The organism is Micromonospora hortensis (assembly GCF_022230935.1).
Lineage (GTDB): Bacteria > Actinomycetota > Actinomycetes > Mycobacteriales > Micromonosporaceae > Micromonospora > Micromonospora hortensis.
This window is the reverse complement of the sequence record NZ_JAKKFE010000005.1, coordinates 132,861-159,618: the sequence shown is the minus strand read 5'-3', so window position 1 is coordinate 159,618 and position 26,758 is coordinate 132,861. Positions and strand designations below refer to the sequence as shown.

The window sequence follows — 26,758 nt, the reverse complement described above, 5'->3', positions numbered from 1 at the left end:
GGAAAATTCAGATCCCGAGGTACGCGAGCAGTTCGCGTTCGCGCGAACGCACCTCGGAGTTGTCCATCGCCTCGGCGACCCGGCCCTCGGCCAGCAGGTAGTGCCGGTCGGCGACACCGGTGGCGAAGTGCAGGTTCTGTTCGACAAGCAGCACTGTCACGCCGTGCCGTTTGGCCTCGCGCAGCAGATCGCCGACCTGCTGCACCAGCAGTGGCGACAGCCCTTCGGTGGGCTCGTCGCAGAGCAGCAACCGGGCGCCCATCCGCAGCACCCGGGCCAGCGCGAGCATCTGCTGCTCGCCGCCGGAGAGCATGGTGGCCGCCGAGTCCCGTCGGGTGTACAGGGCCGGAAACGCCTCGTACACCCGCTCCAGCGACCACGGGTCAGGGCCGACGGTGGGCGGCAGCGTGAGGTTCTCGGTGACTGTCAACGTGGCGTAGCTGCCCCGGTCGTCGGGCACCCAGCCCAGACCCAGGCGGGCCCGCTTGTGCGCCGGCAGCCTGGTGATGTCCCGCCCGTCCAACTCCACGGTGCCGCGCTGACCGGTGTGCAGCCCCATCACGCAGCGCAGCAGTGTGGACTTGCCGGCACCGTTGCGGCCGACCAGGGTGACCACCTCACCGGCGGAGACCTCGAGGCTGACGTCGCGCAGCACCTGCGCCTCGCCGTAGGAGGCGGACAGGTTCTCAATGCGCAGCATCGGCGGCTCCCAGGTAGGCGGTGATCACGCGCTCGTCGGCGCGGACCTGCTCGTACGGGCCCTCGACGAGGACCTTGCCGGCCTGGAGCACTGTGACGGTGTCGGCGAGACGGCCGACCACGCTCATGTTGTGCTCGACCATCACCACGGTCCGGCCCTGGCGGACCCGACCGATCAGCTCGACGGTGCGGTCGACGTCCTCCAGGCCCATGCCCGCCGTCGGCTCGTCGAGCAGCAGCACCTTCGGGTCCAGCGCCAGCGCGATGGCCAGCTCCAGGGCGCGTTTGCGGCCGTACGCCAGGGACGCCGAGGGGGCGTGTGCCAACTCGGCGAGCCCGACCATGGCCAGCAGTTCGTCGGCCCGTTCGGTGTAGCGGCCCATCAGCTTCGCCGACCGCCAGAACCGCCAGCCCAGCCCGCTGGGTGACTGCAATGCCAGCGCGACGTGTTCGCGTGCGGACAGTTGGGGGAAGAGGCTGGTGATCTGGAACGAACGGGCCACGCCGAGCCGGGCCACCTGCTCGGGGGGCAGCCCGGTGACGTCCCGCCCGGCCAGCTCGATCCGGCCACCACTGGGTCGCAGGAAGCCGGTGAGCAGGTTGAACAGGGTGGTCTTGCCCGCGCCGTTCGGGCCGACCAGCGCGTGCACGCTGTCCGACGCCACGTCGAGGTCGACGTCGTCGACCGCCCGGAAGCCCCGGAAGTCGCGGGTCAGCCCACGGGCCGACAGGAGCGCTTGCCCGGCCATCGCCTCATCCTCCGCACGTCGCGGCGACGGTCGGTTCGGTGACCGTGGTCACAGGCCCGTCGCGTGGACGAAACCTACGGCGGGCCGCTGGAGTCGAACCATGTCGATGGACTCCATATTCGACCCGCGGTTGACGTGCGTGAACTCCACTCCCCGGCGCCGTCGACTTGACCGGACCCCCTAGGTTGATGATCCACACAGCCCACCGAAAGGCCCCCACCCCATGCCCGTCGGCTTCACCATGGCGATCGTCTTCGCCGTCGCCCTGGCCGTCAGCGCCGTCGTCGCTCTCGTCGCCCCCGCACGGCCGCTCAAGCGGATGGCCGCCCTCGCGGCGCTCGGTTTCCTCGCCCTCACGCTGGTGGTCGGCATCGCCTCCAGCGCCCACTCGGTGCCCATCCGCTCGGTCGGCATCGTCACCAGCTTCGGCAAGCCCACCGGCGAGGTGACCGGCTCGGGCCTGAAGTGGGTGGCGCCCTGGCAGAAGGTCGGCGAGTGGGACGCGGGCCGACAGAAGTACGACCACATCGGCGGCGACAACTGCGTACGCGTGCGCACCGGCACCCTCGCCGACGCCTGCGTCGAGGTGCTCGTCGAATGGCAGGTCAAGCCGGAGAACGCGCCGAAGCAGTTCATGGACTACAAGGGCGACTTCGGCAGCTTCCGGGGTCAGCGGGTGGGTGTGCAGCTCGACAGCGCGGTCAACGACGCCTTCGCCGCGTACAACCCGCTGGAGAAGATCGACGCCCAGACCGGCGACCTCAACGTCGACCTGAAGCCGTTCGCCGCGAACATCAAGACCAGCGCGGAGACCCGCCTCGCCACCGACGTGGACATCCTGTCGGTGACCATCACCCGGGTGAACCACGACGACAAGACCGAGGGCAACATCAAGGCGTTCCAGGACAAGCTGGCGCAGACCCGCAACCTGGAGCAGGACCGCAAGAACGCCGAGATCTCCAAGCAGATCACCGAGACCAACGCAAAGGTCGACAAGGTGACCCGTTGTCTGGAGATCGCGGAGAAGAACGGCGCGAACCCGGGCCTCTGCATCAACCCGGGCATCGTCACCGGCAAGTGACCCGCAGCCCCAGGGCGATCGCCGTCGGTCACCTTCGTCGGGGCGGATGTGACATCAAGCGGTATACCTCAGAGGCATGCTTATGCCTCTGAGGTATACCGCTCCCCGGCAGATCGCCATGGCGAGCCAGCCGAGCGCACGGTGGACGCCGTCGAGAATTACCCGCCTAGGCGAAGCTGAACAGCGGCGGGAAGACGAGGACCACGATCCAGGCCCACGCGGCGTACACCGGCAGGTAGCCGGTCTGCCACCGTTCGAGCGTCGCGAACGGTGTACGCCGACGGATGAAGGACAGCAGCAGCCACGCCGACCACGCGAGGTTGACCAGCAGGATCACGTTCTCGCCGAGCGCTGCCGCCCGGTTCGGCGTACCGCCGTACTCGTCGGTGATGCGCCCGGTGATCTCCAGCAGCACCAGCACGTCGATGGCCAGCGCACTGACCACCAGCGCGAGTTGGAGTTTGTCGAACGGACCGGGCGGGGCCAGCGGGTCACGGGCCGAGAGTGAGTAGAGCAGCAGCCCCAGCACCACGACCAGCAGAAGGTCGAACAGGAGCAGCGCCTCCCGCTCGACGTCGATGCCATGGCTGGTCCAGACGACAGCGACGAGGAAGGCGAGCAGGGCGGCGGTGAAGAGCGGGGTGAACAGCCGGGTGAGGACCGGCGCGATGTTCTCGACGACACTCTGCTTGGCCTCGACGAGCCACCCGGCCACCACGACCGCGGCAGCGGCGCCACCGGGCAGCAGCCACTGCGAGATGAACGCCTCCGGGACGATTCCGATGGCCGCGAAGGTGTTGAACAGGAACGCGGAGAGCACGCCGCCGCCGAGGGCCATCAGCACCAGGTAGATGAACCACTCACCGGTGAACCGGACGAAGTCCATGCGTCGACGGGAAGAGCACCAGTCGTCGGCGACGTAGGCCAGGCCGACCACCAGCCACAGGGCGATGGGCAGGTGGATGCTGGTGACGACCACTGACTGCGAATCGTCCGCCAGGGGGTAGGCGTTGGCCGCCACGGCGCCGAGGACGAAGAGCACCGCCAGTGCCGCGATCACCGCCCGTCGGGCTCCCCGGCGCCAGGCCAGGTACGCCGCCAGCCAGGGCAGCGCGAACAGTGTGAAGTTGCGCGCGTAGAACGAGCCGTCGTCGGCGAAGCTCAGCCCGAACAGCGCCGGCACCTTGACGGACACCACAGCACCCGCCGCACAGCCGAGCATGACCCACAGGTCCCGGCGGGAACGCGTGCCGCCGACCGCGCTGCCGGGGTCGCCGGTCAGCACCAACTGCTTCCATAACCGTTCGGAGTGTTCCCGGGCGAACTCGCGGGAGAGGTCGTCGAGGCTGCCCATCCGTTTCACGGCGACCAGGAACGCCTCGTCCGGGCTCAGGCCGGCGGCGACGAGTTCGTCGACGGAGCCACGAAGGTGGTCTTCCAGTTCGTCGGCGTCCACCGCTTGCAGCTCCCGGCGACGCAGCACGTACTGACGCCACTGCTCGAACTGCGCTTCCAACTCCTGCGGTTCCTCGCGCGCCGTCATGCCAGGCCCTCCAACGGGTGCACCGTCAGCGGCGCGCGGTCGTGCCAGATTTCCCTGAGCGCGCCCACCACGGTGTCCCACTGCCGGCGCTGCTCGGCCAGCTCGGCCAGTCCCCGGTCGGTGATGCGGTAGTACTTGCGCTTGCGCTCGCCGGCGACCGCCTGCCAGCTCGACTCCAGGTGACCGAGGCGCTCGAGCCGGTGCAGCAACGGGTAGAGCAGCCCTTCGGTCCAGTCCAGCTCACCCCCGGACAGCTCGTTGATCCGCCGGAGGATGGCGTAGCCGTAGCTCTCACCCTCCGCCAGGATGCCGAGCACCATCGGCGTCGCCGAGGCGGCGACCAGATCCTTGGCGACCTTCACGAAGCCTCCCGCTCCCAAACCTAGAGGTACGATGCATAGTACTGCTAGGTATCGCTCCTGGCGCAACGTCCGGGACGAGAGGGCGCCCGAATCGCCGTTACGGGCAGCTGTGGTGCCGCGAACGGCGTGGTCCGGGTTAGCCTTGGCGCATATGGCTACCTTTCGCAGCGCCTCAGTGCTCCTTTCCTCAGACGGCACCAGGACCCCCGGCACCGCCGCGCTCTTCGCCGAGCCGGCCCGTAGGGGCGGGATTCCGCCCTGGGCAGGCGACTTCCGGCCCGCCAACAGCGCCGGCAACGGCCCCAAGAACGCGGTCGGCAAGACCTTCACCTTGGAGCTGCCCGACGGCAGCACCGGCAAGGTCGTCGTCCAGGGCCTCAAGAGCGGCAAGGGCGGCGTCGTGCTGGCGCTGATGGGCGAGGACGCCCCACCCTTCTGACCAGTCGCCCGGCTCTCGTCGCCCGGGTGCCCAGGGTTGGCCCTTCCCGGGTCGACCCAGGGCACCTGGCCAACCGCGCCAGTCGCCTCCGACAAATCGCTGGGATGGCGGTGGTCGTGACGCGACAATGGCCGTCGTGCCGGAGGTCGAAGTCGTCGTCGCCCACCAGGAACGGGCGACACTGCGCGTCGGCGACGCGCTGAGTTCCCGGCTGTGATCAGCGTCAGTCCAGGGTGACCACCCAGCGAGCGCCCTCGCCCCGCGCCAACCGGTCGAACGCCGCGGGCGCCTCGTCCAACGGAACCGTCCCGCTGACCAGCACACCCAGATCCAGTGCGCTGTCGGCCAACTCGGCGGCCAGCACCGGCACCTCCCGGTCCGGATCGGACGAGCCGTACACCGAGGAGCGCAGCGTGCGCGCGGAGTGGAAGATGTCCAGCGCGCCCAGGCTGACCATGTCGTCCTTGGCGCCCATGCCGACCACTGTCACCGCTCCCCCGCGCCGGGTCAGCCGCCAGGCGGCGCGGATGGTGGCGGCCCGACCAACGCACTCGAAGGCGTGGTCGACGCCCCGGCTCTCGGTGCGCGCCCGTACCTCCTTGGAGAGCCGGTCGTCGGAGAGCAGGAAGTCGGTCGCCCCGGCGGCGAGCGCCAGGTCCCGCTTCGCCTCGGCGACGTCGATGGCCAGGATCGTCGTGGCACCGGCCCGGCGGGCCGCGCTGAGCACGGCGAGCCCGACCCCACCGAGCCCGACGACCGCTACCGACTCGCCGGGTGCCACCCGGGCGGTGTTCCGGACCGCTCCGACGCCGGTGAGCACGGCACAGCCGAGCAGTGCGGCCTGCTCGGGCGGCAGCCCGGCGGGGATCGGAATGACGGCACGCTCGGGTACCACCACCGCCTCGGCGAGCGCGCCGAGGCCGAGGGTCAGGTGCAGCGGGACCCCGTCGTCGGTCTCACCGCGCGGCACTGTCGGGGCCGTGGTGTCGGCGCAGAGCCACGGTTCGCCGCGCCGACACCACCAGCAGGCCCGGCAGGCCGGTGCCCAGTTGAGCACTACCGGCGTGCCGACCGTCAGCTGACAGCCCGGCCCGACCTCGGCCACCACACCGGTCGCCTCGTGCCCGAGCACCAGCGGGAACCTCGCGGCGAGGGTGCCGTTGACCATGGACAGGTCGGAGTGGCAGACACCGGCCGCCCTGATCGTCACCCGCACCTCGCCGGGGCCGGGCGCGGGCAGGCGTACCCGCTCGACCCGCAGCTCGGCGCCGGACCCGCGCGCGACCAGCGCGCGGACGATGACCGGCGCGGACGCCGGCTCGGCGCCTCCACCCGGCGCGGACGAGGACAGCTCGGGCCGGCCCGCGGGCACGGTCGGGGACAGCTCGGGATCGGTCATCGCTGGATCGCCTTCAGCTCGCAGAACTCGGCCAGCCCGTGCACGCCCAACTCCCGGCCCAGGCCGGACTGCTTGTAGCCGCCGAACGGGGCGAGCGGGTTGAACGGCGCGCCGTTGATGTCGACGGCGCCGGTGCGCAGCCGCCGGGCCACAGCGAGCGCCGCGTCGGTGTCGGCGGACCAGACCGCGCCGGCCAGCCCGTACTTCGAGTTGTTGGCGATGTCGACCGCCTCATCGGTGTCGGCGAACGGGATCACGGCGAGCACCGGGCCGAAGACCTCCTCCTGGGCGAGCGCGCTGTCGGGGCGCACGTCGGCGAAGACGGTCGGGGCGACGAAGTGCCCCCGGGTCGGCACCGGGGCGTCGGGACCGCCGGCGACAAGCCGGGCACCGTCGGCGAGGGCTCGGTCGATGTGGCCACGAACCCGCTCGGCCTGGGCGCCGGAGACCAGCGGGCCGAGCCGGGTCGCCGGGTCGAACGGGTCGCCGAGGCGGTAGCCGGCCACTGCCGTGGCGATCAGGTGCAGCGCCTCGTCGTACCGGTCGCTGTGCACCAGCATCCGGGTCCAGGCGGTACAGGTCTGCCCGGAGTTGAGCAGGGCGTTGCCGACGCCCACCTTGACGGCGGTGCCCAGGTCGGCGTCGGGGAGGATCACGTTGGCGGACTTGCCGCCCAGCTCCAACGCGACCCGGGCGATCCGGTCGGCGGCGAGCCGCATGATCCGCGCGCCGGTGGCGGTGGAGCCGGTGAACGAGACGAGGTCGACGTCGGGGTGCCCGGCGAGCGCCTCGCCGACCACCGGCCCGGTGCCGGGAACCAGGTTGAGCACGCCCGGCGGCAGGCCGGCTTCGGTGACCGCGTCGAAGAGCAGGTACGCGGTCAACGGGGTCAGCTCGCTGGGCTTGAGCACCACCGTGCAGCCGGCGGCCAGCGCGGGCGCCAGCTTCGCCATCACCTGGTGCAGCGGGTAGTTCCACGGGGTGATCGCGCCGACCACGCCGACCGGCTCGCGGACGACGAGGGAGTTGCCGATCGTCTCGTCGACCGGCGCGCGGGCGGCGAGCGCGACGTGGTCGCGCAGCACTGTCAGTGGGAGCCCGACCTGCACCCGGGTGGCGAGCTTGAGCGGCGAGCCCAGCTCCACGGCGATGGTGCGGGCGAGGTCGTCGGCGCGGGCGGTGAGCGCCGCGTGCAGCCGGTCGAGGTGGGCGGAGCGCTCGGCGGGGGTCGCGGCCGACCAGCCGGGGAACGCGGCCCGCGCCGCGGCCACGGCACGATCCACGTCGGCCGGGGTGCCGGCCGGCACCTGCCCGATCAGCTCCCCGGTGCTCGGATTCTCCACGTCGATGAGACCGGCGTCGGCGGGGGGCGTCCACTCCCCGCCGACGTGCAGGTGGCGCCGGAGGCGCAGGGAGTCGGGCAACAACGACGGCGGGGCGGCGAGGTCCATGTCGTCCCTTCGAGGGGTGGGCGGTGGGGTCGCGACGGGCGATGAAACTAGCGCTGGGAGTTTGGACGCTACCCGTTGGGCCGGGCGGACTCCACCGTCTCGACGGTGCGGGTGTACTCGGCGGCCAGACCGTGCAACAGGGCGTCCAGGCCGAGGGCGAAGGCACCCTCGTCCACGCTCTGCTGGTGTTCGGCGAGCCGGTGGGCCTGACGCAGGTGCGGGTAGTGCGCCGCGTACAGCTCCGGGTCCTCGACGAAACCACGGGCGAACGAGCCGAGCGCCGATCCGGCCACGAAGTACCGCAGCGCCGCGCCGATGTGGGTGGCGCGGGCCGGCGGCCAACCGGCCCGGACCAGCCCGCCGTAGACCGCGTCGGCCATGGCGAGGGCCGCCGGCCGACGACCCGGCCCCTGCGCCAGGTACGGCACGATGTTCGGGTGCGCGGTGAGCGCCCGCCGGTACGACCAGGCCCAGTCCCGCAGCGCGGTGAGCCAGTCCCGGCTTGCGAAGCCGCTGGTGTCGACGGCACCGGTGACAGTGTCGGCGACCGCGTCGAGGATCTCGTCCTTGGTGGCGAAGTGGTTGTAGAGCGAGGGACCCTGCACGCCGAGCGCGGCGGCGAGTCGGCGGGTGGAGAGCGCGCCGAGCCCGTCGGCGTCGATCAGCGCGAGCGCCGTCTCGACGATCCCGTCGCGGGTGAGCAGAGGCCGTCGAGGTCGGGGCACGTCGGAACTCCTCGGTCTGCGGTGTCCCTCCCCGTGGGAACCACCTGTTCACGCACCCTATCGGGGACCGCCTGCGGGCAGGCGTCACCACGTCGGCCGGAGAAGGGGTCTGGACGAATGAAAACTTACACCGCTAGTTTATGAGGGACCGCCACCGTCCGTGGCGGCGCACCACCACGCCGACCGAGGGGGAACCGTGGACTTCGCACTGTCCGACGAGGAACGCGCCGTCCGAGACACCGTGCGCGCGTTCATCACCCGCGAGGTGATGCCCCTGGAAGCGGAGGTGCTCCGCCGGGAACGGGCGCACCAGCCGGGCCTCGACCACTCCGAGGTGCGCGAACTGCAACTCAAGGCGCGCAAGTTCGGCTTCTGGGGCCTGGCCACCCCCGAGGAGTACGGCGGAATGAACCTGCCAGCCGTACTCCAGTCGTTGATCTGGACCGAACTGGGCCGCACGTTCGTGCCGTTCCGCTTCGGCGGCGAGGCGGACAACATCCTGTTCCACGCCACCGAGGAGCAGAAGCGGGAGTTCCTCATCCCGACCATCGAGGGCGAGCGACGCTCCTGCTTCGCCATCACCGAACCGGGCGCCGGATCCGACGCGGCGAACATCCGGCTGTCCGCCCGCCGCGACGGCGACGACTGGATCCTCGACGGCGAGAAGACCTTCATCACCGGCGGCCACGACGCCGACTTCGCCATCGTGGTCGCCGTGACCGACCGGGAGAAGGGCGCCCGCAACGGCGGCGCCACCGCGTTCCTGGTGGACCGGTCGATGGGCTGGCGCTCGGAGTTCATCCAGACGATGGGCGAGGGCGGGCCCGCGTCACTCATCTTCGACGGCGTACGCGTGCCGCACCGCAACATCCTCGGTGAGATCGGGCAGGGCTTCACGCTCGGCATGGAGTGGATCGGCAAGGGGCGCTACACCATCCCGTCGCACGCCATCGGCATCGCTGAGCGGGTGTTGCAGATGGCCATCGAGTACGCCAACACCCGGGAGACCTTCGGCACGAAGATCGGCGCCAACCAGGCCATCCAATGGATGATCGCCGACTCCGAGACGGAGTTGGAGGCGGCCCGCTGGTTGGTGCTGCGCTCGGCGTGGACTGTCGACGCGGGCCTGGACCCCCGGCACGCCTCGTCGATGGGCAAGCTCTACGGGGCCGGCATGGTCAACCGGGTGGTCGACCGGGTGCTCCAGATCCACGGCGGCATGGGCTACACCCGAGAACTGCCGATCGAACGCTGGTACCGGCAGGTCCGGCTCTACCGGATCTTCGAGGGCACCGACGAGATGCAACGGCTGATCATCTCGCGGGACCTACTGCGCGGCTACACGAAGATCGGTGGCCACCTGGCCTGACGTCGAATGTCCGCCCGTCGTGAACAAAGTAGGTCCGCCGGCCATCTACCCCCATGACAGCTGCCACTCAGCAAAAGGGGGATGTTCCATGCACCTACGAATCAGGGCCGTGGCGACGGCGATCGTCGTCGCCACGGTCGGCGCCATCGCCATCCCGGCCGCGCCGGCGTCGGCCAACGTCAGCCAGGGGTACGTCGCGGGCTCGGGCACCTGGACCGACGACTGGAACGACGAAGGGCCCATCTCCGCGTCGACCCGGTCGTACAACAACGTCGTCGCCATGTGGCAGAAGATCCTGGTTGCCGACGGTTACCTTGCCGCCTCCGGCGTCGATTGCAGGTTCGGTGCGGTGACGACGGCCGCCACCAGGCGGTGGCAGAGCGACAGGGGCCTCGTGAGCGACGGCGTCGTCGGTCCCAAGACCCTAGCCAGGGCAGCAACCCGCCTCAGCACGTACGAGGGCGACAGCTGGTTCTACTACGACGGGCTCGGCAGCAACTTCATCTACTTCGGGCGCCTCGCCAACGGCACGTGGGACATGAGCCTCGGGGTCGACCTGGAGTGGCGACCCCTCTCGTACACCGCGGCGACCTTCGGCGTCTGCTCCTGATGCCGCTGAGGACGGCCGGCCGCGCGGCCGGCCGTCCTCGGCGCCGGGTTCAGCCGGTCAACGCCGTGAGCGCGGCGTCCACGTCGGCCTCGGTGGAGTAGATGTGGAACGAGGCCCGGACCCGTCCGGCGCGCACCGCCGCCCGGATGCCGGCCGCCGCGAGGCGCTGCTCCGCGTCCGGCACGTCCACGCTGACGATGGCGCTCTCCCCCGGCGCCCGGCCCAGCCCGGCCAGGAACCGGTTGGCCAACGCCACGTTGTGCGCCCCGATCGCCGACACGCCGATCTCGGCGACCACGTCCAGGGCGGGCGCCGCACCGACCCAGCTGAACCAGGCCGGTGAGATGTCGAACCGGCGGGCGTCGTCGGCCAGCCGCAGCGGCGGGCCGTAGTAGGAGGCGTGCGGGTCGCGGCCCGCGTACCAGCCCGCCGCGTCGGGGCGCAGCCGCTCACGCAACCCGGGGGCCAGATAGGCGTACGCGGTCCCGCGAGGATTCATCAGCCACTTGTAGCCGCCCACCGCCACCACGTCGGCCCGGCTGCCGTCGAACGGCAGCCAGCCGCACGCCTGGGTCGCGTCCACCGCCACCAGCGCGTCGTGCGCGCGGGCCGCGGCCACGATCTCGTCGTACGCCGCGACCGCCCCGTCGGCCGACTGGACCAGGCTGAACGCCACCAGGCCGGTATCGGCGTCGATGGCGTCGACCAGCGACTCCAGCGGCACCGTGCGAACCGTGACGCCACGCTCCTCCTGCACCAGCCAGGGGAAGAGGTTCGAGGTGAACTCGACCTCGGGGACCACCACAGTGGCACCGGCCGGCAGCGCCGCCGCGACCGGCGCGAGGAGCTGCGACACCGCCGCGCCGACCGCCACGTCACCGACCGGCACCCCGATCAGGTCGGCGAACGCCGCACGGGACCGGTGCACCGACTCGCCCCAGCCCTCCCACGACGTCCGACCAACCCGCCAGGCCGCGAGAGCCTCCTGCAACGCCGCCCACGCCGGCTCCGGCGGCAACCCGTAGCTGGCGGTGTTCAACCAGCCCGGCTCCGGCTGCCACAGCTTCTGCGCCTGCTCGATCTCCATGCCGTCGACGCTAGGCGGCGTGGCGTCGAACGGGCACTGCCAATCGGCGATCGGCGGCCTGTCAGGGAGCATGCTCGGTTGCCGGACCGACCGCGCCGAGAATCGACCCAGCCGGCAATACTGATTGTGCATGAGGGACTACGCTGCTTCGGCATGGATGACGGCGCGATTGCCAAGGCCAAGCACCGGATAGCTGCCGCTACCGGCGGGCATGTCAACCTCAGCGGTCTCGGCCTGACCGCTGGCGACCTTGCCGAGCTCTTGCGCGACATCCCGGCTTTCGCTGATGTGACCAGCCTCAATCTAGCCCAGAACAACCTGGACACCCTGCCGGACGCCGTCGCTGCCTGGACCTCCCTCACCACGCTGCGCCTGGACGTCAACCGGCTCACCGCCCTACCCGACGCGGTCGCCGCCTGGACCTCCCTCACCGAACTGGACCTGAGTGAGAATCGGCTCAGCGCGCTACCCGACGCGGTCGCCGCCTGGACCGCCCTCACCGAACTGGACCTGGGTGAGAACCGGCTCACCGCGCTACCCGATGCAGTCGGCACCTGGAGGGGCCTGACCCTGCTAAGTGCCTACCGAAACCAGCTCAGCGCGCTACCGGACGCAGTCGCCGCCTGGACTGCCCTGACACAACTCAACTTGGGTGGCAACCAGCTCAGCGCGCTACCGGACGCTGTCGCCGCCTGGACTGCCCTGACACAGCTCGATATGGACTACAACGAGCTCACGGCGCTGCCAAGCGCGAGCGCCGCCTGGACCCATCTCGATGTTCTGTACCTGGACGGCAACCAGCTCACCACCCTGCCCGACGCTATCGCCGCCTGGACCGCCCTCACCGCGCTGTACCTGGACGGCAACCAGCTCACCACCCTGCCCGACGCTATCGCCGCCTGGACCGCCCTCGCCGAGCTGTACCTGGACCGCAACCAGCTCAAAACGCTGCCCGACGCCATCGCCGCCTGGACCGCCCTCGCCGAGCTGCACCTAGACAACAACCAGCTCACCACCCTGCCCGACGCCATTGGTCGGCTCACAGAGCTTCAGGTGCTCGTCGTACAGGGCAATCCACTTCCGCCTGAGGTGCTGGCCGCCGAGGTGGAGGGTACGAAGGCGCTGCTGGCGTTCCTCAGGGATGTCGCCACCGATGGGATCTCGATCTCGGAGGCGAAACTGCTGTTCGTGGGCGCCGGAGAGGCTGGGAAGAGTTCCTTGCTCGGGGCGTTGCGCGGCGAGCCCTGGCAAGATCGTTACCAGACGCAGGGCATGGAGATCAAGCCACTGGTGGTGAGTCACGCCGGCCATGAGATCACCCTGAACGGATGGGATTTTGGCGGCCAACAGGCCTACCAGCCGGCGCACCAATTGTTCTTCAGCGCGCCGGCCGTCTACGTCGTTGTCTGGAAACCCCGTCCGGGTGTCGCGGCCGGCATGGTGGAGTCCTGGATCGCCATGATCGCCCACCGGGCCCCGGACGCTCGGGTCCTCGTGGTCGCGTCCCACGGCGGGCCGTCCTCTCGCGCCGATGCCATCGACGAAGCTCACCTGAAACAGCGCTTCGGCAATCTGATCGTTGGTTTTCACGAGGTCGACAGCGCCGTCCCGGACGACCGGCTGGAGGCACTGCGCGAGGCGATCGCCTTGACCGCCGGCACGCTCCCGCACGTACACCGTAACTACCCAGCCAACTGGCAGCGGACGATCGAGGCAGTCACCGCCGGCGGTCAGCAGGTGATCGATTACCGCAGCTACGAAGCGGTAGCCGCAGCGCACGGACTGAACGAATTCCAGGCACGAACGCTGGCCAGTAATGCCCACCACCTGGGGAAGTGGATCTACTACGCGGACGATGACGCGTTGGCCGCGTTCGTGATTCTTCAACCCGACTGGCTCAACGTCGCGATCGCCGCCGTCCTCGACAGTCGAGACGCCGTCGACGCCCTCGGTCTCGTCTCACACCGCATGCTCGGCAGCCTGTGGAGTACTGCTCAGGCTCCCGACAGCGCGCGCTACACGAGGGAACAGCAGCGACTGTTCCTGGCGCTGATGGGGCGCTTCGAACTGACCTACCAGGTCTCCCTCGACGCCGCACCCGAGCCGGTGAGTCTCATCGCGCAACTCGTCCCTGCCGCACAGCCGGACCTGCGAATGGCGTGGGTCGAGTTCCGCCCCGGCGAGCGCGAGTACCTGGAGGTGTGCCGGATCTCGGAAGGTCCCGCAGGTAGCGTGGTCATTCCCGACTCCCTGATGTACCGGCTCATCGTTCGACTACACCACCAGCGCTACACGGAGCCCGATTCCCTGCAGGGTGTGCACTGGCAGCAGGGCATGGTCCTGCAGAGCCGGTACGGTGCTCGCGCGCTCCTCACGGTGCGTACCGGAGTCGGTGTCCAGGTCGAGGTGCGCGGCCCGGACGCCGTCACCTACCTACGCCAGGTCACCGACGAGATCCGCTACTGCATCGAGCGGTTCTGGCCCGGCCTGAGCACCGTCGCCCTCGTGGCCTGCCGGGACGGGTGCGGCTTGCCCACGCCGGGTGCGGGCTTGTTCGATGTCGACAAGCTCATCAAACTGCGCGACCGGCACGGGCAGAGCTTCGCGCAGTGCCCGATATCCGGCTGCGACGCCTTCCCCGCCATCAACTCGCTGCTGGGCGGTTCGGGCGCGAGCCAGGGCGCGCTCGTCACTCTGCAGGAAGGCGTGGCGCTGATGGACAGTCATGTCCGCGGGCTGAGCCAGCGGGTGACCGAGCTCAACGACACCGTCAAGGCCAATCTCGCGGGCGTGAACGCACAGCTGACCGCGTTGATGTGGCAACTCAACGACGAGGCCGCGGACGGACCGCGCCTCTTCACCCTCGCCCCCGTCGAAGCGTCCATTCGGAACCCGCAGTGGACCACCAAGCGGATGCGGCTGACGCTGTACTGCGAGCACTCGCTCCAGCCTGTGCACGTCCTCGAACCTGGTCGGCACGATGCCGGCGTCTACTACACGGAAGTTCCCCGAGAATGGTGGGCCAGAGCGGTCCCACTCCTGAAGGCCACCACCATGCTCCTCAAGCCTCTCCTGGGCGTGGGTTTGGCCGAGCTCAAACTTGACTTCAGCGACGAGCAGTGGAAAGCCATCGAAGAGCAGGTCTCCCTGGCGAACGAGACACTGAACGCTGCGGCGGAGGCAGCGAACCACCTGTCCGCGGACGACCACAGCGCAGGGCTCGCAGAACGGGTCCCCACCGCACCGTCTCCCGTCCACGCCGAGGGCGCCGTTCTCCGGACGCTGCACGTCGCGCTCCGCGCCCAGGACGTCACCATCGCCGACCTCCGCAAGGTGGTACGCCCCGACGGCCGCATCCTCTGGGTCCACCGTCAGTTCGAGCACCTGTACCACGTCGGTCTACCCGTCATCCCCTGACCCGGACTGGCTCACGGTCGTCGCCGTGCGGAACCGGGCGGCGGGCGGATTCGGGCGAGACTGTCGGCGAGGCCGGCGAGCCACCTGTCGACCTCCACCAGGTGCCGGACCGACTGATGGTCGGCCTCGCCGAGCAGCGGACGGATCCGGTCCAACTGGTCGACGCAGCTGGTCGAGACCGGCGCCCGCTCCGATGTCCGGCCGTGGGCGACCTCGTCGGCGAGGGCGTCGTACGCCGATCGCAGGCGCCCGGCGGAGTCCTCCAGCAGCGCCGCCGCCCCGGGCCAACCGGCGAGGCAGCCGGGCGGGTTGCGGCGCAGCAGGGACTCCGCGCCGGGCACGACGTGGTGCCCGGCGCTCAGCACAGCGTCCCAGTTCACCTGTTGACGGTGCGGGTCGTGCCGCTCCGAGTGGTACTGGCAGTACGACGAGTCGATCAGGACCATCCGGCGACGGACCCGGGCGAGGGCACGCGCGGGTGGCGGGGCATCGCCGAGCATCGACTGGACCGTCTGTTCGACAGCGTCCGCGCTGGCCGCCAGGTAGCGGGTGGCGTTGTGCCGCAGGTCGTGGCCCGCGCCGCGCGGCCAGATCGCCACCCCGGCGAGCACGCCGATCACCGCGCCGAGCAGCACGTCGACGAGGCGGGCCTCGGCGAGCCGCCACCCCTCCGGGCTGAGCTGGGCGAAGACGACCGTCAGCAGCACTGTGAACAGCGCCTGCTGCCACACCGGACCGAGCAGGCGGCCGACGCCGAAGGCCAGCAGCAGGGTGATCGGCAGGACGACGGCGTACACGATCGGCTCGTCGACGACGAGCATCACCCCGCCGCTGACGACCGCACCGACGATCGTGCCCAGCACGGCCGGCCGCAGCGCCGTGCGGGTGTCGGCGGCCGACGTGCGCAGGACCGTGAGGGTGGCCAGCAGCACCCAGAAGCCGTGGGTCAGCTGCAACACCCCGGCGGCCACCCGGGCGATGGCGAGCGCCACGGCCAGCCGCAGCGAGCTGTGCAGGTGGGCGGAGCGCGGCGCCAGGTGAGAGCGGAACTGCCACCAGTACAGCGTCCACGGGCTGCGCCGGGCGTACTCGAACAGCTCCGAGGAGGCGTCGTCGCCGCCGAGCCGCGCCCCGGTGGCCACCCGGGAACCGACGACGAAGACCCGCACCTGGTCCGCGAGGGCCAGCGCGGTCGCGTCCCGGCACAACCGGGGTACGTCCGGCGCGTCGCGGACCTGGCCGGATCCCATCGGGTACGCCGCCTCGGCTCGTCCGACCGCCACGTCCACGTCGGCCGGGGCCACCGCCGGGGCACCCGGTGACAGGCTCCGGCCGGCCGCGCGGGTGGTGTCCGCGCACGAGCGCAGCAGACGCGCCGCCGCCAGGTCCGGGATCGGCTCCGGTGGGGCGTCCGCCGCCAACCGGTCCGCCTCGGCGAGCACCTCCCGTAACGCGGCAGCGCAGATCCGCAACGCCCGATCCTGAGCGCCCGCCGCGGTGGGCGCCCACGCCGGAGGGCTGCGGTTCAGCTCGATCGCCGCCACCACGTCGTACGCCCGCTCGCGCCGCCTGTCCCGATCACCCGCAGCGGCGTGCGGGTCGGTCAACCGCCCGGCGGCGGCGTCGATGAAGGCGGCGACGCCGTCCGCCGCCTCGGCCAGGCGCTGCCGGTAGGAGACCGGCACCGGGTCGGGCCAGAGAAACACCTCGGCCGCGGCGAGCAGCACGACGGCGAGGGTCACCCCACCGAGTCGCTCCGGCAGCGCGCCCGGCTGGTACGGGGGGAACGACGCCAGGATGTAGAAGAGCTGGAACGCGCTCGCCAACCCCACCAGGCGCGGATTGCCGACCCCGGCGAACGCCACCACGAAGCCGACGACCAGCATGCCACCGGCGGCCGCCCAGGTGCTCCACGCCAGCATCGAGCCCGCCGCGATCAGCGCCCACACCACCGGCAGCGACAGCACGAGGATCCGCGCCCGTTGCGGCGCCGGACCAGGTAGCTGCGCGAACGACCCGGCGGCTATCGTGCCGAACAACCCGTACGTGGCGAGCGTCGAGCTGCCCGCGCCGTACCGGCAGCCGTAGAAGACGACGGACGCGACGAGCGTCAGCCGGGCCGCGCGGCGCAGGACGGCGTCACCCGGGTCACGGCGGCGAAGCCGGCCAAGGAGGCTGGTTCCGAGCACTACCGCTCCCCCGGTTCGTCGCAGCACCCCTCCCCGGCCCACCATTCTTCACCGCGCCCCGCGCTGGGCGGCGGGTTTGGCGACGAATCACCGCCGGGAGCCGCCGAGCAGGCCGAGCCGGAGGGCCCGGAACAGGGTGCCGGGGCGGCTCAGGGCGGCCGGGTGGTCGAGCATCGTGGTGACCCGCCCCAGCCGGGCGTTGAGCACCGGGTCGGTCAGGGAGGCCCGGAAGAGCAGGTCCCCGAACCACTTGGTGACCTTGTAGCCGGGCGGGTACGGCCCGTCGACGTGCGGCAGCTCGATGTCGGCGGTGGTGGAGATCTGCCAGGCGGCGTCGACCACCACGCGGACCTGGTCGAAGTACGCGCGCGCGGGTTCGTCGTGCGGCTTCGGACCGGAACGCAGCCACTTCGACAGGCAGGAGGCGTGCAGTGTCGCGGAGGTCATGCCCTGGCCGTACACCGGGTTGAAGGAGGCGACCGCGTCGCCGGCGGCGACCAACCCGGCGGGCAGGCGGTCGAGCTTGTGGAAGTCGCGGCGTCGGCTGTCCGCCTGGTGGTACGTGACCACCCCGCCGAGCATCTCCCCGTGTTCGGCGATGTCTCCGAACATCTGCGGGTAGTGCTCCCGGCAACGGGCGGTGAAGTCGGCGACGTCGCGGCTGGGCCGGTCCCCGTCGTACCCGGCCACCAGCATGATCCAGCGGTCCCCCTCGACGGAGTTGATCCCACCGATCCGGGCGGTTCGCCCCTTGCCCGCCATGGTGTGGAAGACCGCCACCCAGGCGTCGCTGACCTTCTCGTCGCGTGTGAAGAGCGCCGTGGCGTAGTTCAGCTTGATCGGCATGCGGTGCAGCGGCGGGCGCGGCCACCCGTGCTCGGCCAGCCAGTCGCTCAACCGGCTGGACCGCCCCATCGCGTCGACCACCAGATCCGCTGCTTCGACAATGGGCTCGGTGCCACCGTCGGGCACGTACCGGGCGCCGGTGACCCGCCGCTCGTCGAAGACCAGACCCTCCGCCCGGCCGTACGCCATGCGGATGTTGTCGACGGCGAGGGTGCGTCGGCGGACCAGCGCCTCCAGGAACGGACGCGTGGTGATCAGCGCCGGCCCGGTGCCGGTCGCTGCGGGCGGCAGACCCAACATGCCGTTCACGTAGACCTTCGCCGTGCCCGGGTCGCGCGGTGGCGGAGGGGCGCCGAGCGCGAGCGCCTCGTCGGCGATGCCGGGAAACCAGCGCTCCAACTGGACCTGACCGGCGGGCAGCAGCGCGTGCACCTGACTGCCCTGGGGCACACCCGGCCGTGGCCCGGCGTTGACATCGGACGGATCCCGTTCGATGATCAGCACTTCCTCGGCGTGGTCGCTCAACACCCGGGCCGCCAGCAACCCGGCCATGCTGCCACCGAGCACCACCGCCCGTCGCATGACAACTCTGGTCTCGGCGGGTGGTTCGGCCGTCGCTATCTCGGCGAAGAGCCGGGACGGAGAGGGGGCCATGCGATCACTCCTCGAACGGTCGGGAACCTCGGCATCCACGACCGTAACCACCTCAGCCCCTGCCGTCAGCGCTCAGTCGGCCCGCCACGTCGAGTCGAGGCCCCGGGTGCGGTGGTCGGATCCGCGGCGGACCCCCGCTGTCCAGGGTCGCGCCGGGTCCGGCCACCAGCTATGAATATCGGGTGAGTGCCCATGCCGGTGCGACCCGGCCTCCGCCAGCCCCGGCTCTCCCGGAGCCCGGGGCGGGCAGCCGGACCACGCCGATCGCCGGGTTGGGCTTCCTGTGCCTGGTGGTGGTCCTGTCCGCGTGCACGCCGGCAGGTGACTCGCGCCAGCACGCCACGCCGCCGGCCGACAGCGCGGCGCCGTCGACGGGCGCCGGCGTTGGTGGGCCGCCGTGCACGCCACCGGTCGACACGCTGTCAGCACCGCCGGCGGGCTACCGGTTGGTGGGCGAGGACGTGGCGGTGCCTGACGCCCCGGTGCTGTCGGCGGAAGGTTCCGGAGAGGCCGATCCGGCTGCACGACTGTTCGCCAAATGGGGGCTCGTCGTCCGCGCCGGCATGGTCGTCGACCTGCGGGTGGCACCAGGCTGGCAGGACAAGGCCCGGCTCGGCTGGGGCGGCACCCGCCCGCCCGCGCCGACCGTCACCGTGCACGCCTGCGCGCCGGAGGGTGGGCAGGCTCAGTGGATGGCCTTCGTCGGGGGCATCTGGGTCGCGCGGGCCGGCTGCGTACCGCTCATCGTGACGTCGAACGGGAAGGACGATCGCGTCAACCTCGGCATCGGCGTCCCCTGCGACAAGACCGCCACGCCCTAGCCCCACCCGGTCGGACGGGTCCGGGTGGACGGCTGGGTCTACTGTCTACACCGCCGACGTACCGATTGTTCGCCGGGAACGCTGCTCAGCCCCGCCGACGCCCTGGACGTTCTGTCGAGAGGTCAACGACATGCTGAAGGCCGAGGATCTTCCCCCGTTTCAGCGAGCCGTGTCCTACGAGTCGCAGCGCGGCCAACGCGTGTACGCCACCCTGATCGCGCTGCGGCTGTCCCTGCTCCTGGTGGCCGCGATCGCGGGAGTCGCCACGTGGAAGCTCGACAATTTCGCCCCGGGCCCGGCGCTCGCGGCGGGCGCCTTCGCCGCCACCTCGATCGTCGAGGTCTTCCTCCTCACCAATCGCCCCAGTGAACGGTGGTACGTCGGCAGAGCCCTCTCCGAATCCATCAAGTCGCTCACCTGGCGATTCACCACCGCGGCTGACCCTTTTCCACAAGGGCGAAGCGACTCGGACAGCGCCGAGGAATTCACCCTCCGACTGTTGGGCTTGACCCGGGACATGTCGGCCGCCGGTTTGGCGGCACCCGCGGTGGCTGGGCAACAAATCACGGAGGGAATGCGGACACTGCGCGCCGCCTCCCTCGCGGAGCGCCGCGCCGCGTACCTGACCGGCCGTCTCGAGGCCCAGCGAGCCTGGTACGCCGAGCGATCACTGTCGAATCGGGCGCGGGCGACCCGCTGGTCGGTCAGCATGCTCGTGCTGGAGATCATCGGGGTGACCCTGGCCGTATCGCGGGCTGCCGGGCTGACCGACCTCGACCTGCTCGGCGTGGCCGCCGCTGCGGTCGCGGCCGGCGCGGCCTGGACGCAGACCCGGCAACACGGCGCGGTGGCGACCGCCTACGCCCTGGCAAGTCAGGAACTCGCCGCCATCGGATCCCTCGCCACCCGGATCGGCTCGGAGGCCGAACTGTCGCGGTTCGTCAACGACACGGAGACGGCGATCTCCCGGGAACACACGATGTGGCGAGCACGTCGACGCTGAGATTCCACGTACCTGACTGTGCTCACCGCACCCAGCCGAGAAAGCGCCGGTGCAGGGTGCCGGCCGGGGCCCACCTCAGGTCCGCCGACGCGCGGACCAGTTGCGCGCCCATGTACAGAGCCAGCGACAGCGGAGCTCCCTCGAACTCCTCCCGTAACTCATCCTGCCGGGTGCGGCATGGCCACGGGCGGTCGCAGCCACCACAGCCCGCTGCCCTCGGCACTCGACGCTGACGTCTACAACTTCCCACGTGCCTGTCGTGCGACCAGTTCCAGCACGGCGATCACCGTTCCGGCCCCGACGATCTCGCCTTGCGTTATCAGTTGGTGCGCCTCGACCAACGGGATCCAGGCGACCTGCTCAGCCTCGTTCACATCGACCAGGCCGCCCGTGTGCTCTGCCTCTCGGGCGAGGAAGAGCAGGTTCTCGGCGTCCGCCGTGCCCACCCAGGGCTGGAACGACAGCAGCGGCTCGACCTGATGCGGACGCCAGCCGGTCTCCTCTTCCACCTCGCGTACCGCACACAGCTCGGGCGATTCCTGCCCATCGACGTAGCCGCCGGGCAACTCCCACACCCACCGGTCGAACACGAACCGGTGCCGCCGCATGAGCAGCAGCCGCTGCTGCTCGTCGAGGACCGCGACCATGGCCGATCGGGGCGCCCGGATCACGTACTGCTCGAACCGCACACCATCGGGCAACTCCACATCGGCGATGCTCAGTCGCGCCCGGCGAGTGTCGTCGACGACACGCTCACCGTGGATGGTCCACCGCGTCAGCTCTGTCGACTGTTCCTCCGTCATCGGCTCAGTATCGACTCACCGCGCCGCCGCATCTTGCCGCCACCGGGGGAAGGGCACTCACCAGGATCACTCGCCGACGCAAGCACGTCAGATGCCCTAGAAAGGCGGTCAGCGCGACTCCCACGGACGCGTGGGGGTAGAGCCGCCGACCGGTGCCGCAGCTCCATCGGCCAACGCTCGTTGACGACCGCCGAGGCTTCCTTGCATCCTTGGCGGGAATCAGCCAATACGGGACCCATGGTATGGAGTGGGGTCACGTTGCCTTATCGAAGATGGACACGGTGACAACAGGCCTGCTAAGCAGGAGTGGTCCCACGGACACCTCCAGAATTGGTCGAAACGGCACATAACGACCGGTCTTCACTTCGTCAAGATTTTGATCGTTGGCATCGGTCAGATATCCGACCGAAGCAAGCCTTGCAGCGCAAACTGCCCGATTATCGAGGACCGAGTTAATCATCGACCTCATCGACCCGATCCACCCGTCCGACAATCACGAAGCTGGAGTGCAGTACCAATGACCTCAAGCTCCTCGGAGGAAGGACGAAAGGATTACCGGCCTCGCGATTATGGACTTACCTCCGCGTCCGCGGCGGCCGTTCTGGGCATTAGCATCTACATGCTGGCGAAACCAGCCCCCGACGTTCTCTGGCGGGACGATGTGGCAGCGGCAACAGCGCTCGCAGGGGGTGCTGTACTGTTCGGATCAGTGGTAGCTTCTGCACTTTTGAACAACCGTCACCTCCTCACGGAGGCAGCAGCAGCAACCCTCTTCGCGTTCCTTTTCTACGCTACAATTCAGGGCTCTACCCTCGTGCTAACGACCTCCAACTACAGGAGCGCTGTTGAAGCATCGGAGAAATGGCCCGTCGTTGCTAAGCACGACTACGAGGCGGAGCCATGGAGCAAGCAGTTTCCTAGCAAATTTGGTGAAAGTTTCATAGCTTACGAAGCTGGTCGACACCTTGTTGGCATCAGCTCCACACGAGATGCGACACAACCAGCCCTCTTGAACAACGAAGGCAAGTCCGACAATCTACAGGACTTCTTCCTCGAAGCAGATATCGAATACATCCAGGGCCCTTCTGACGGTTACTGTGGCTTCATGTTCGGCTATGAGAAGGATGAGCAATGGTGGGCTGTCGTCTTCGGCAGAAGATCCTTGACGGTCACCCAAAATCCCGGATCCTTACCGCATAGGTATATCTACGATCCAGATGACGTAAAGCCACCAAGGCAGGATAAACCGAACAAGCTAACGGTCTTAAAGGTCGGACGAGATCTTACGATGTTCCTGAACGGACGAACCGTCAAGAAATTGGGTGACCTGACTATCGCTAACGGCTCGCTGAGGTTGGCCGCTCAATCGAAAAGTCGGCCGATCTGGGTGCGCTGCGCCTTCGACAATGTTCTTGTACGAGGGACTGCCCCCGCAGCCGACTGATCCCTTCGCAGGTATCCACTAGCACTGGAATGATCATCCATAGTTCTCCGAGGAGACCTCACGATTAGATCGCCAACCCGGTTAGCGGCGGTTACCACTTCACCCTCGGCACGGTATCGACGGGTCGACGGTAGCCCGAGGATTGACCCGGCTTGAGGTAATTCGCACTATCCCAACCGCTCGCATACCCCGATTTCCAGGGAGCGGAGTGGATCAATGCGGGCCGAGGCCGCGGCGGCACCCGGCCACCGCGACCACGGCTCGGTAATCAGGCCGGCGCGGCCGCTTTTTCGGCGGCGCGGGGCGTCGCCGCCTCGTCGTCGGGGTGCTCGTCGACCATGGTGGCCTCGTCGAACGGGTCGTTGCCGCTCAGCACCGCTGTCGCCCGCTCCCGGTCGAACTCGCCGGTCCAGGTTCCCACCAGCACTGTCGCGACCGCGTTGCCGGCGAAGTTGGTCAGCGCCCGAGCCTCGGACATGAACCTGTCGATGCCGACGATCAGCCCGACGCCGTCGACGAGGTCCGGCCGGTGCGACTGGAGGCCGCCGGCCAGCGTGGCCAGCCCCGCGCCGGTGACCCCGGCAGCGCCCTTCGACGCGATGATCATGAACAGCAGCAGCGAGATCTGCTCGCCGATGGCCAGCGGCTTGCCCAGCGCGTCGGCGATGAACAGCGAGGCCATGGTCAGGTAGATCGCCGTGCCGTCCAGGTTGAACGAGTAGCCGGTCGGCACCGTGATGCCGACGACCGGCTTGCTCACGCCGAAGTGCTCCATCTTGGCGATCAGCCGCGGCAGCGCCGACTCCGACGACGAGGTCGACAGGATCAGCAGGAACTCCCGGCCCAGGTAACGCAGCAGCGAGAAGATCGAGATCCGGGCCACGAACCAGAGCAGCGCGCCCAGGAAGACCAGCACGAAGATCAGACAGGTGGCGTAGAAGCCCACCATGATCTGGGCGAGGCTCTTGAGGGCGTCCACACCGGTCGCGCCGACCACGGCGGCCATCGCGCCGAACGCGCCGATCGGCGCCAGCCACATGATCATGGCGAGGACCTTGAAGACGACCCGCTGGATGACGGTGATGGCGCTGAGCACCGGCTCACCCCGTCGGCCCATGGCCTGGACGGCGAAGCCGACCAGCAGGGCGACCAGGAGCGTCTGGAGCACCTTGCCCTCGGTGAGCGAGGAGAGCAGTGTCGTCGGGATGATCCCGAGTAGGAAGTCGGCCGTTCCGGCGGCCTCGTCACCGGCGGCGGCCTTGCCGGAGCCGACGAGGTCCGGGCCGAGGTTCAGACCCGAGCCGGGGTGGATGAGGTTGCCGACGACCAGGCCGATGGCGAGCGCGACTGTCGACATGGTCAGGAAGTAGCCGAGGGCCAGGCCGCCGACCTTGCCGACCTTCGCTGCCTGCCGCACGGAGCCGACGCCGAGCACGATGGTGCAGAAGATGACCGGGCTGATCATCATCTTGATCAGGTTGACGAAGCCGGTGCCGATCGGCTTGAGTTCCTTGCCGAAATCGGGGGCGACCAGGCCAACCACGATGCCGGCGACCACGGCCACGATGACGGCCAGATACAGGTAACGGGTACGGTCCCGGCGGACCGCCGGTGCCGGGGTGGTGGCGAGTGCGGTGGTGTCCATGTCGACAATGTGAACCGCGTCTCACCCGTTGACAGCCTTGCGGTCATTCTGTTCACCGCGTTGGCAGAAACGGTGGCGCGGCGAGGGAGGTGGTGGAGGTGGCCCGACGCCAGTGGAGCATCGCGGGGCAACTCTTCGCCCTCCAGGCGATGGTGGTGACGCTGCTCGTGCTGGCCGGCGCGGCGGGCGCCGTCTGGCTGGCCCGCAGCGACTCCCGCCAGGCCGCGCAGGAGGAGGTGCTCGCGGTGGCGCAGACCGTGGCCGGCTCCCCCGACGTCCGCGCGGCCCTCACGACAGCCGATCCCGCGACGGTCCTCCAGCCGTACGCCGAATCGACCCGGCAGGCCACGGGCACCGACTTCGTGGTGGTGATGGCCCCCGACCGCACCCGTTTCTCGCACCCGACCCAGGACCGGATCGGCGAGCCGTTCGTCGGTGAGATCGGGCCCGCTCTGGCGGGCCGCGCGTTCACCACCACCAACGTCGGGACGCTCGGCGAGTCGGTGCGCGCTGTCGTTCCGGTGTACGACGAGCAGCGACGCCTCGTCGGTCTGGTCTCGGTGGGCATCACCACCCGCGAGATCGACAAGAAGCTGCTCGGCCAGTTGCCGGTGCTGTTCGGTGTGGTCGCGCCGGCTCTGGCGCTCGCCGCGACGGGCTCCTGGCTGCTCAGCCGCCGGCTTCGTCGCCAGACGCACGGTCTGGGGCCGGCCCAGATGACCCGGATGTACGAGTACTACGACGCCGTTCTGCACTCGGTGCGCGAGGGTCTCGTCGTGCTGACCACCGATCGTCGGGTGGCGCTGGTGAACGACGAGGGCCGCCGGCTGTTGGGGCTCGACGCGGACACGCCGGTGATCGACCAGCCGGTGGCCGGGATCGACCTGCCGCCCGCGGCGGCCGAGTTGCTCGACTCCGGGCGGGACGCCCGCGACGAGCCGATCGTCGCCGGTGACCGGGTGCTCGTCGCCAACCAGCGGACCACCCGCTTCGAGGGCGCGGTGCTCGGCACCGTGCTGACCCTTCGCGACCAGACCGAGCTGCGCACCCTGGCCAGCGAGCTGGATTCGGTGCGCGCGTTGACCGAGGCGTTGCAGGCGCAGACCCACGAGTCGGCCAATCGGCTGCACACGGTGCTGACCCTGGTGGAGTTGGGCCGCGCCGACGAGGCCGTCCGGCTCGGCACCCGGGACCTGACGCTCGCCCAACAGCTGACCGACCGGGTGGTCGGCGCGGTGACCGAGCCGGCGTTGGCCGCCCTGCTGCTCGGCAAGTCCGCACAGGCCGGCGAGCGCGGGGTGGATCTGGTCATCGAGCCGGACTGCCGCCTCGACGACAGTCCGCTGCCGACCGGTGACCTGCTCACAGTGGTCGGCAACCTGGTCGACAACGCCCTGGAGGCGGTGGCCGGTACGCCGCCGCCGCGCCGGGTGCGGGTGTTCGTCGGCGCTACCGACGACGAGCTGGTGGTCCGGGTGGCCGACAGCGGCCCCGGTCTGGCACCGGAGCGGGTCGCCGACGCGTTCCGGCGCGGCTGGTCCACCAAGAGCACCGGCCGCGGCCTCGGCCTGGCGCTGGTCGGCCAGGTGGTACGCCGCCACGGCGGCAGCGCCGAGGTCTGTCGCTCGGACGACGGCGGCAGCCTGTTCACCGTCCGGCTGCCGGGCAGGATCGAGGGGTCATGACCGCCATCCGGGTGCTGGTCGTCGAGGACGAGCCGCTGCTGGCCGAGGCGCACAGCGCGTACACCGAACGGGTTCCCGGTTTCGTGGTGGTCGGGGTGGCGCACTCCGCGCGGGCGGCGATGGCGGCCCTGCGCGCCAACGACGGCGGCGACGTGGACCTCGTACTCCTTGATTTTCGGTTGCCCGACCTGCACGGCCTGGACGTCTGCCGGGCGCTGCGCGCGGCCGGCAGCAGCGTCGACGTGCTCGCGGTGACCTCCGCGCGGGACCTGGCGGTGGTACGCACCGCGGTGTCCCTCGGGGTGACCCACTACCTGCTCAAGCCGTTCACGTTCGCCGCGTTCCGCGACAAGCTGGAGCGGTACGCCGACTACCGCGCCCAGGCGCTCGCCGACGGCGAGGTCGCCGCCCAGCACGAGGTGGACCAGATGTTCGCCACCCTGCGCGGCACCGCCGGGCACAGCCTGCCCAAGGGGCTCGACGCGCAGACCCTCGACCGGGTACGCGCCGCGCTCACCGACGGCACCCGCCCCGAGGTCGGTCTGTCCGCGACCGAGGTGAGCGCGCTGACCGGCATCTCCCGGGTGACCGCCCGCCGCTACCTGGAGTACCTGGTGACCGTCGAACGCGCCGCCCGCACCCCCCGCTACGGCACCCCCGGCCGCCCCGAGGTCGAGTACCGCCCCCGCTGACGCCCCACCGCGTCGATCTTGCATCTTCTGTGGCGACGATTGACC

The 26,758-nt window shown here is 70.0% G+C and carries 22 protein-coding genes; 10 read left to right on the top strand and 12 right to left on the bottom strand.

Annotated elements, in window-relative coordinates; genetic code table 11:
- Positions 1 to 7: 7 nt before the first annotated feature.
- Together NIE111_RS03500 and NIE111_RS03495 are read right to left on the bottom strand one after the other, a co-directional pair.
- Positions 8 to 700, bottom strand: coding sequence for an ABC transporter ATP-binding protein (locus tag NIE111_RS03500; RefSeq protein WP_238682998.1), 693 nt, complete (start codon positions 698 to 700; stop codon positions 8 to 10).
- The gene (locus tag NIE111_RS03495) at positions 687 to 1,448 is read right to left on the bottom strand and encodes an ABC transporter ATP-binding protein (RefSeq protein WP_091401800.1); all 762 of its coding nucleotides are present in this window, start codon (positions 1,446 to 1,448) and stop codon (positions 687 to 689) included. Before NIE111_RS03495 ends, NIE111_RS03500 begins: the two co-directional genes overlap by 14 nt.
- 223 nt (positions 1,449 to 1,671) lie before the next feature.
- Between NIE111_RS03495 and NIE111_RS03490 the strand changes: the two genes are divergently transcribed.
- Positions 1,672 to 2,529: an SPFH domain-containing protein gene (locus NIE111_RS03490; RefSeq protein ID WP_238682997.1), complete on the top strand. Its 858-nt coding sequence runs from the start codon at positions 1,672 to 1,674 to the stop codon at positions 2,527 to 2,529.
- Positions 2,530 to 2,695: 166 nt separating this feature from the next.
- Here NIE111_RS03490 and NIE111_RS03485 read toward each other — a convergent pair whose 3' ends face one another.
- Positions 2,696 to 4,072 carry a permease prefix domain 1-containing protein gene (locus NIE111_RS03485; protein WP_238682996.1) on the bottom strand — a complete coding sequence of 459 codons (1,377 nt, stop codon included), beginning with the start codon at positions 4,070 to 4,072 and terminating at the stop codon, positions 2,696 to 2,698.
- On the bottom strand, positions 4,069 to 4,434 hold the full coding sequence (locus NIE111_RS03480; RefSeq protein WP_238682995.1) for a PadR family transcriptional regulator: 366 nt from the start codon (positions 4,432 to 4,434) through the stop codon (positions 4,069 to 4,071). The genes NIE111_RS03485 and NIE111_RS03480 overlap by 4 nt, the downstream gene beginning before the upstream one ends.
- 175 nt (positions 4,435 to 4,609) lie before the next feature.
- Between NIE111_RS03480 and NIE111_RS03475 the strand changes: the two genes are divergently transcribed.
- Complete coding sequence (locus tag NIE111_RS03475) at positions 4,610 to 4,873, top strand: hypothetical protein (protein WP_091402229.1); 264 nt, start codon at positions 4,610 to 4,612, stop codon at positions 4,871 to 4,873.
- 223 nt (positions 4,874 to 5,096) lie between these two features.
- Here NIE111_RS03475 and NIE111_RS03470 read toward each other — a convergent pair whose 3' ends face one another.
- The 3 genes from NIE111_RS03470 to NIE111_RS03460 form a co-directional block, all read right to left on the bottom strand.
- Complete coding sequence (locus NIE111_RS03470; RefSeq protein ID WP_238682994.1) at positions 5,097 to 6,272, bottom strand: alcohol dehydrogenase catalytic domain-containing protein; 1,176 nt, start codon at positions 6,270 to 6,272, stop codon at positions 5,097 to 5,099.
- Positions 6,269 to 7,723 carry an aldehyde dehydrogenase family protein gene (locus tag NIE111_RS03465; RefSeq protein ID WP_238682993.1) on the bottom strand — a complete coding sequence of 485 codons (1,455 nt, stop codon included), beginning with the start codon at positions 7,721 to 7,723 and terminating at the stop codon, positions 6,269 to 6,271. Before NIE111_RS03465 ends, NIE111_RS03470 begins: the two co-directional genes overlap by 4 nt.
- 68 nt (positions 7,724 to 7,791) lie before the next feature.
- Positions 7,792 to 8,448, bottom strand: coding sequence for a TetR/AcrR family transcriptional regulator C-terminal domain-containing protein (locus NIE111_RS03460; RefSeq protein WP_238682992.1), 657 nt, complete (start codon positions 8,446 to 8,448; stop codon positions 7,792 to 7,794).
- Positions 8,449 to 8,644: 196 nt separating this feature from the next.
- Here NIE111_RS03460 and NIE111_RS03455 point away from each other — a divergent pair, with 196 nt between their 5' ends.
- Together NIE111_RS03455 and NIE111_RS03450 are read left to right on the top strand one after the other, a co-directional pair.
- Positions 8,645 to 9,817 (top strand): acyl-CoA dehydrogenase family protein, encoded by a 1,173-nt coding sequence (locus NIE111_RS03455; RefSeq protein ID WP_210784959.1) that lies wholly within the window; start codon positions 8,645 to 8,647, stop codon positions 9,815 to 9,817.
- Positions 9,818 to 9,905: 88 nt separating this feature from the next.
- Positions 9,906 to 10,427: a peptidoglycan-binding domain-containing protein gene (locus tag NIE111_RS03450; protein ID WP_238682991.1), complete on the top strand. Its 522-nt coding sequence runs from the start codon at positions 9,906 to 9,908 to the stop codon at positions 10,425 to 10,427.
- A 49-nt stretch (positions 10,428 to 10,476) separates the two neighbouring features.
- On the opposite strand, the gene NIE111_RS03445 is transcribed toward NIE111_RS03450, so the two are convergent.
- Positions 10,477 to 11,514: an aminotransferase class V-fold PLP-dependent enzyme gene (locus NIE111_RS03445; RefSeq protein ID WP_238682990.1), complete on the bottom strand. Its 1,038-nt coding sequence runs from the start codon at positions 11,512 to 11,514 to the stop codon at positions 10,477 to 10,479.
- A gap of 153 nt (positions 11,515 to 11,667) precedes the next feature.
- Between NIE111_RS03445 and NIE111_RS03440 the strand changes: the two genes are divergently transcribed.
- The gene (locus tag NIE111_RS03440; protein WP_238682989.1) at positions 11,668 to 14,931 is read left to right on the top strand and encodes a COR domain-containing protein; all 3,264 of its coding nucleotides are present in this window, start codon (positions 11,668 to 11,670) and stop codon (positions 14,929 to 14,931) included.
- An 11-nt stretch (positions 14,932 to 14,942) separates the two neighbouring features.
- On the opposite strand, the gene NIE111_RS03435 is transcribed toward NIE111_RS03440, so the two are convergent.
- Together NIE111_RS03435 and NIE111_RS03430 are read right to left on the bottom strand one after the other, a co-directional pair.
- Positions 14,943 to 17,120 carry an FUSC family protein gene (locus NIE111_RS03435; RefSeq protein WP_238682988.1) on the bottom strand — a complete coding sequence of 726 codons (2,178 nt, stop codon included), beginning with the start codon at positions 17,118 to 17,120 and terminating at the stop codon, positions 14,943 to 14,945.
- An 87-nt stretch (positions 17,121 to 17,207) separates the two neighbouring features.
- Positions 17,208 to 18,620, bottom strand: a complete 1,413-nt coding sequence (locus NIE111_RS03430) for an FAD-dependent oxidoreductase (protein ID WP_238682987.1) — start codon at positions 18,618 to 18,620, stop codon at positions 17,208 to 17,210.
- Positions 18,621 to 18,802: 182 nt separating this feature from the next.
- On the opposite strand from NIE111_RS03430, the gene NIE111_RS03425 reads away from it, so the two are divergent.
- Complete coding sequence (locus NIE111_RS03425) at positions 18,803 to 19,441, top strand: hypothetical protein (RefSeq protein WP_238682986.1); 639 nt, start codon at positions 18,803 to 18,805, stop codon at positions 19,439 to 19,441.
- Between the two features lie 130 nt (positions 19,442 to 19,571).
- Positions 19,572 to 20,444, top strand: a complete 873-nt coding sequence (locus tag NIE111_RS03420) for a DUF4231 domain-containing protein (protein ID WP_238682985.1) — start codon at positions 19,572 to 19,574, stop codon at positions 20,442 to 20,444.
- A 236-nt stretch (positions 20,445 to 20,680) separates the two neighbouring features.
- Here NIE111_RS03420 and NIE111_RS03415 read toward each other — a convergent pair whose 3' ends face one another.
- Positions 20,681 to 21,247 (bottom strand): NUDIX hydrolase, encoded by a 567-nt coding sequence (locus tag NIE111_RS03415; protein ID WP_238682984.1) that lies wholly within the window; start codon positions 21,245 to 21,247, stop codon positions 20,681 to 20,683.
- Positions 21,248 to 21,866: 619 nt separating this feature from the next.
- Between NIE111_RS03415 and NIE111_RS03410 the strand changes: the two genes are divergently transcribed.
- Positions 21,867 to 22,691, top strand: a complete 825-nt coding sequence (locus tag NIE111_RS03410) for a hypothetical protein (RefSeq protein ID WP_238682983.1) — start codon at positions 21,867 to 21,869, stop codon at positions 22,689 to 22,691.
- A gap of 268 nt (positions 22,692 to 22,959) precedes the next feature.
- Here the strand turns inward: NIE111_RS03410 and NIE111_RS03405 are convergent, their stop codons facing one another.
- Positions 22,960 to 24,336, bottom strand: coding sequence for a cation:dicarboxylate symporter family transporter (locus NIE111_RS03405; protein WP_238682982.1), 1,377 nt, complete (start codon positions 24,334 to 24,336; stop codon positions 22,960 to 22,962).
- Positions 24,337 to 24,434: 98 nt separating this feature from the next.
- Here NIE111_RS03405 and NIE111_RS03400 point away from each other — a divergent pair, with 98 nt between their 5' ends.
- Both NIE111_RS03400 and NIE111_RS03395 read left to right on the top strand, forming a co-directional pair.
- Complete coding sequence (locus NIE111_RS03400; RefSeq protein WP_238682981.1) at positions 24,435 to 26,021, top strand: ATP-binding protein; 1,587 nt, start codon at positions 24,435 to 24,437, stop codon at positions 26,019 to 26,021.
- On the top strand, positions 26,018 to 26,713 hold the full coding sequence (locus NIE111_RS03395; protein ID WP_238682980.1) for a response regulator: 696 nt from the start codon (positions 26,018 to 26,020) through the stop codon (positions 26,711 to 26,713). The genes NIE111_RS03400 and NIE111_RS03395 overlap by 4 nt, the downstream gene beginning before the upstream one ends.
- The last annotated feature ends 45 nt before the right edge of the window (positions 26,714 to 26,758 follow it).

Coding starts and splice junctions, on each gene's coding strand:
- NIE111_RS03500 (WP_238682998.1), bottom strand. CDS start 700: ATGCTGCGCATTGAGAACCTGTCCGCCTCCTACGGCGAGGCGCAGGTG.
- NIE111_RS03495 (WP_091401800.1), bottom strand. CDS start 1,448: ATGGCCGGGCAAGCGCTCCTGTCGGCCCGTGGGCTGACCCGCGACTTC.
- NIE111_RS03490 (WP_238682997.1), top strand. CDS start 1,672: ATGCCCGTCGGCTTCACCATGGCGATCGTCTTCGCCGTCGCCCTGGCC.
- NIE111_RS03485 (WP_238682996.1), bottom strand. CDS start 4,072: ATGACGGCGCGCGAGGAACCGCAGGAGTTGGAAGCGCAGTTCGAGCAG.
- NIE111_RS03470 (WP_238682994.1), bottom strand. CDS start 6,272: ATGACCGATCCCGAGCTGTCCCCGACCGTGCCCGCGGGCCGGCCCGAG.
- NIE111_RS03465 (WP_238682993.1), bottom strand. CDS start 7,723: ATGGACCTCGCCGCCCCGCCGTCGTTGTTGCCCGACTCCCTGCGCCTC.
- NIE111_RS03450 (WP_238682991.1), top strand. CDS start 9,906: ATGCACCTACGAATCAGGGCCGTGGCGACGGCGATCGTCGTCGCCACG.
- NIE111_RS03445 (WP_238682990.1), bottom strand. CDS start 11,514: ATGGAGATCGAGCAGGCGCAGAAGCTGTGGCAGCCGGAGCCGGGCTGG.
- NIE111_RS03440 (WP_238682989.1), top strand. CDS start 11,668: ATGGATGACGGCGCGATTGCCAAGGCCAAGCACCGGATAGCTGCCGCT.
- NIE111_RS03430 (WP_238682987.1), bottom strand. CDS start 18,620: ATGGCCCCCTCTCCGTCCCGGCTCTTCGCCGAGATAGCGACGGCCGAA.
- NIE111_RS03420 (WP_238682985.1), top strand. CDS start 19,572: ATGCTGAAGGCCGAGGATCTTCCCCCGTTTCAGCGAGCCGTGTCCTAC.
- NIE111_RS03415 (WP_238682984.1), bottom strand. CDS start 21,247: ATGACGGAGGAACAGTCGACAGAGCTGACGCGGTGGACCATCCACGGT.
- NIE111_RS03410 (WP_238682983.1), top strand. CDS start 21,867: ATGCTGGCGAAACCAGCCCCCGACGTTCTCTGGCGGGACGATGTGGCA.
- NIE111_RS03405 (WP_238682982.1), bottom strand. CDS start 24,336: ATGGACACCACCGCACTCGCCACCACCCCGGCACCGGCGGTCCGCCGG.
- NIE111_RS03395 (WP_238682980.1), top strand. CDS start 26,018: ATGACCGCCATCCGGGTGCTGGTCGTCGAGGACGAGCCGCTGCTGGCC.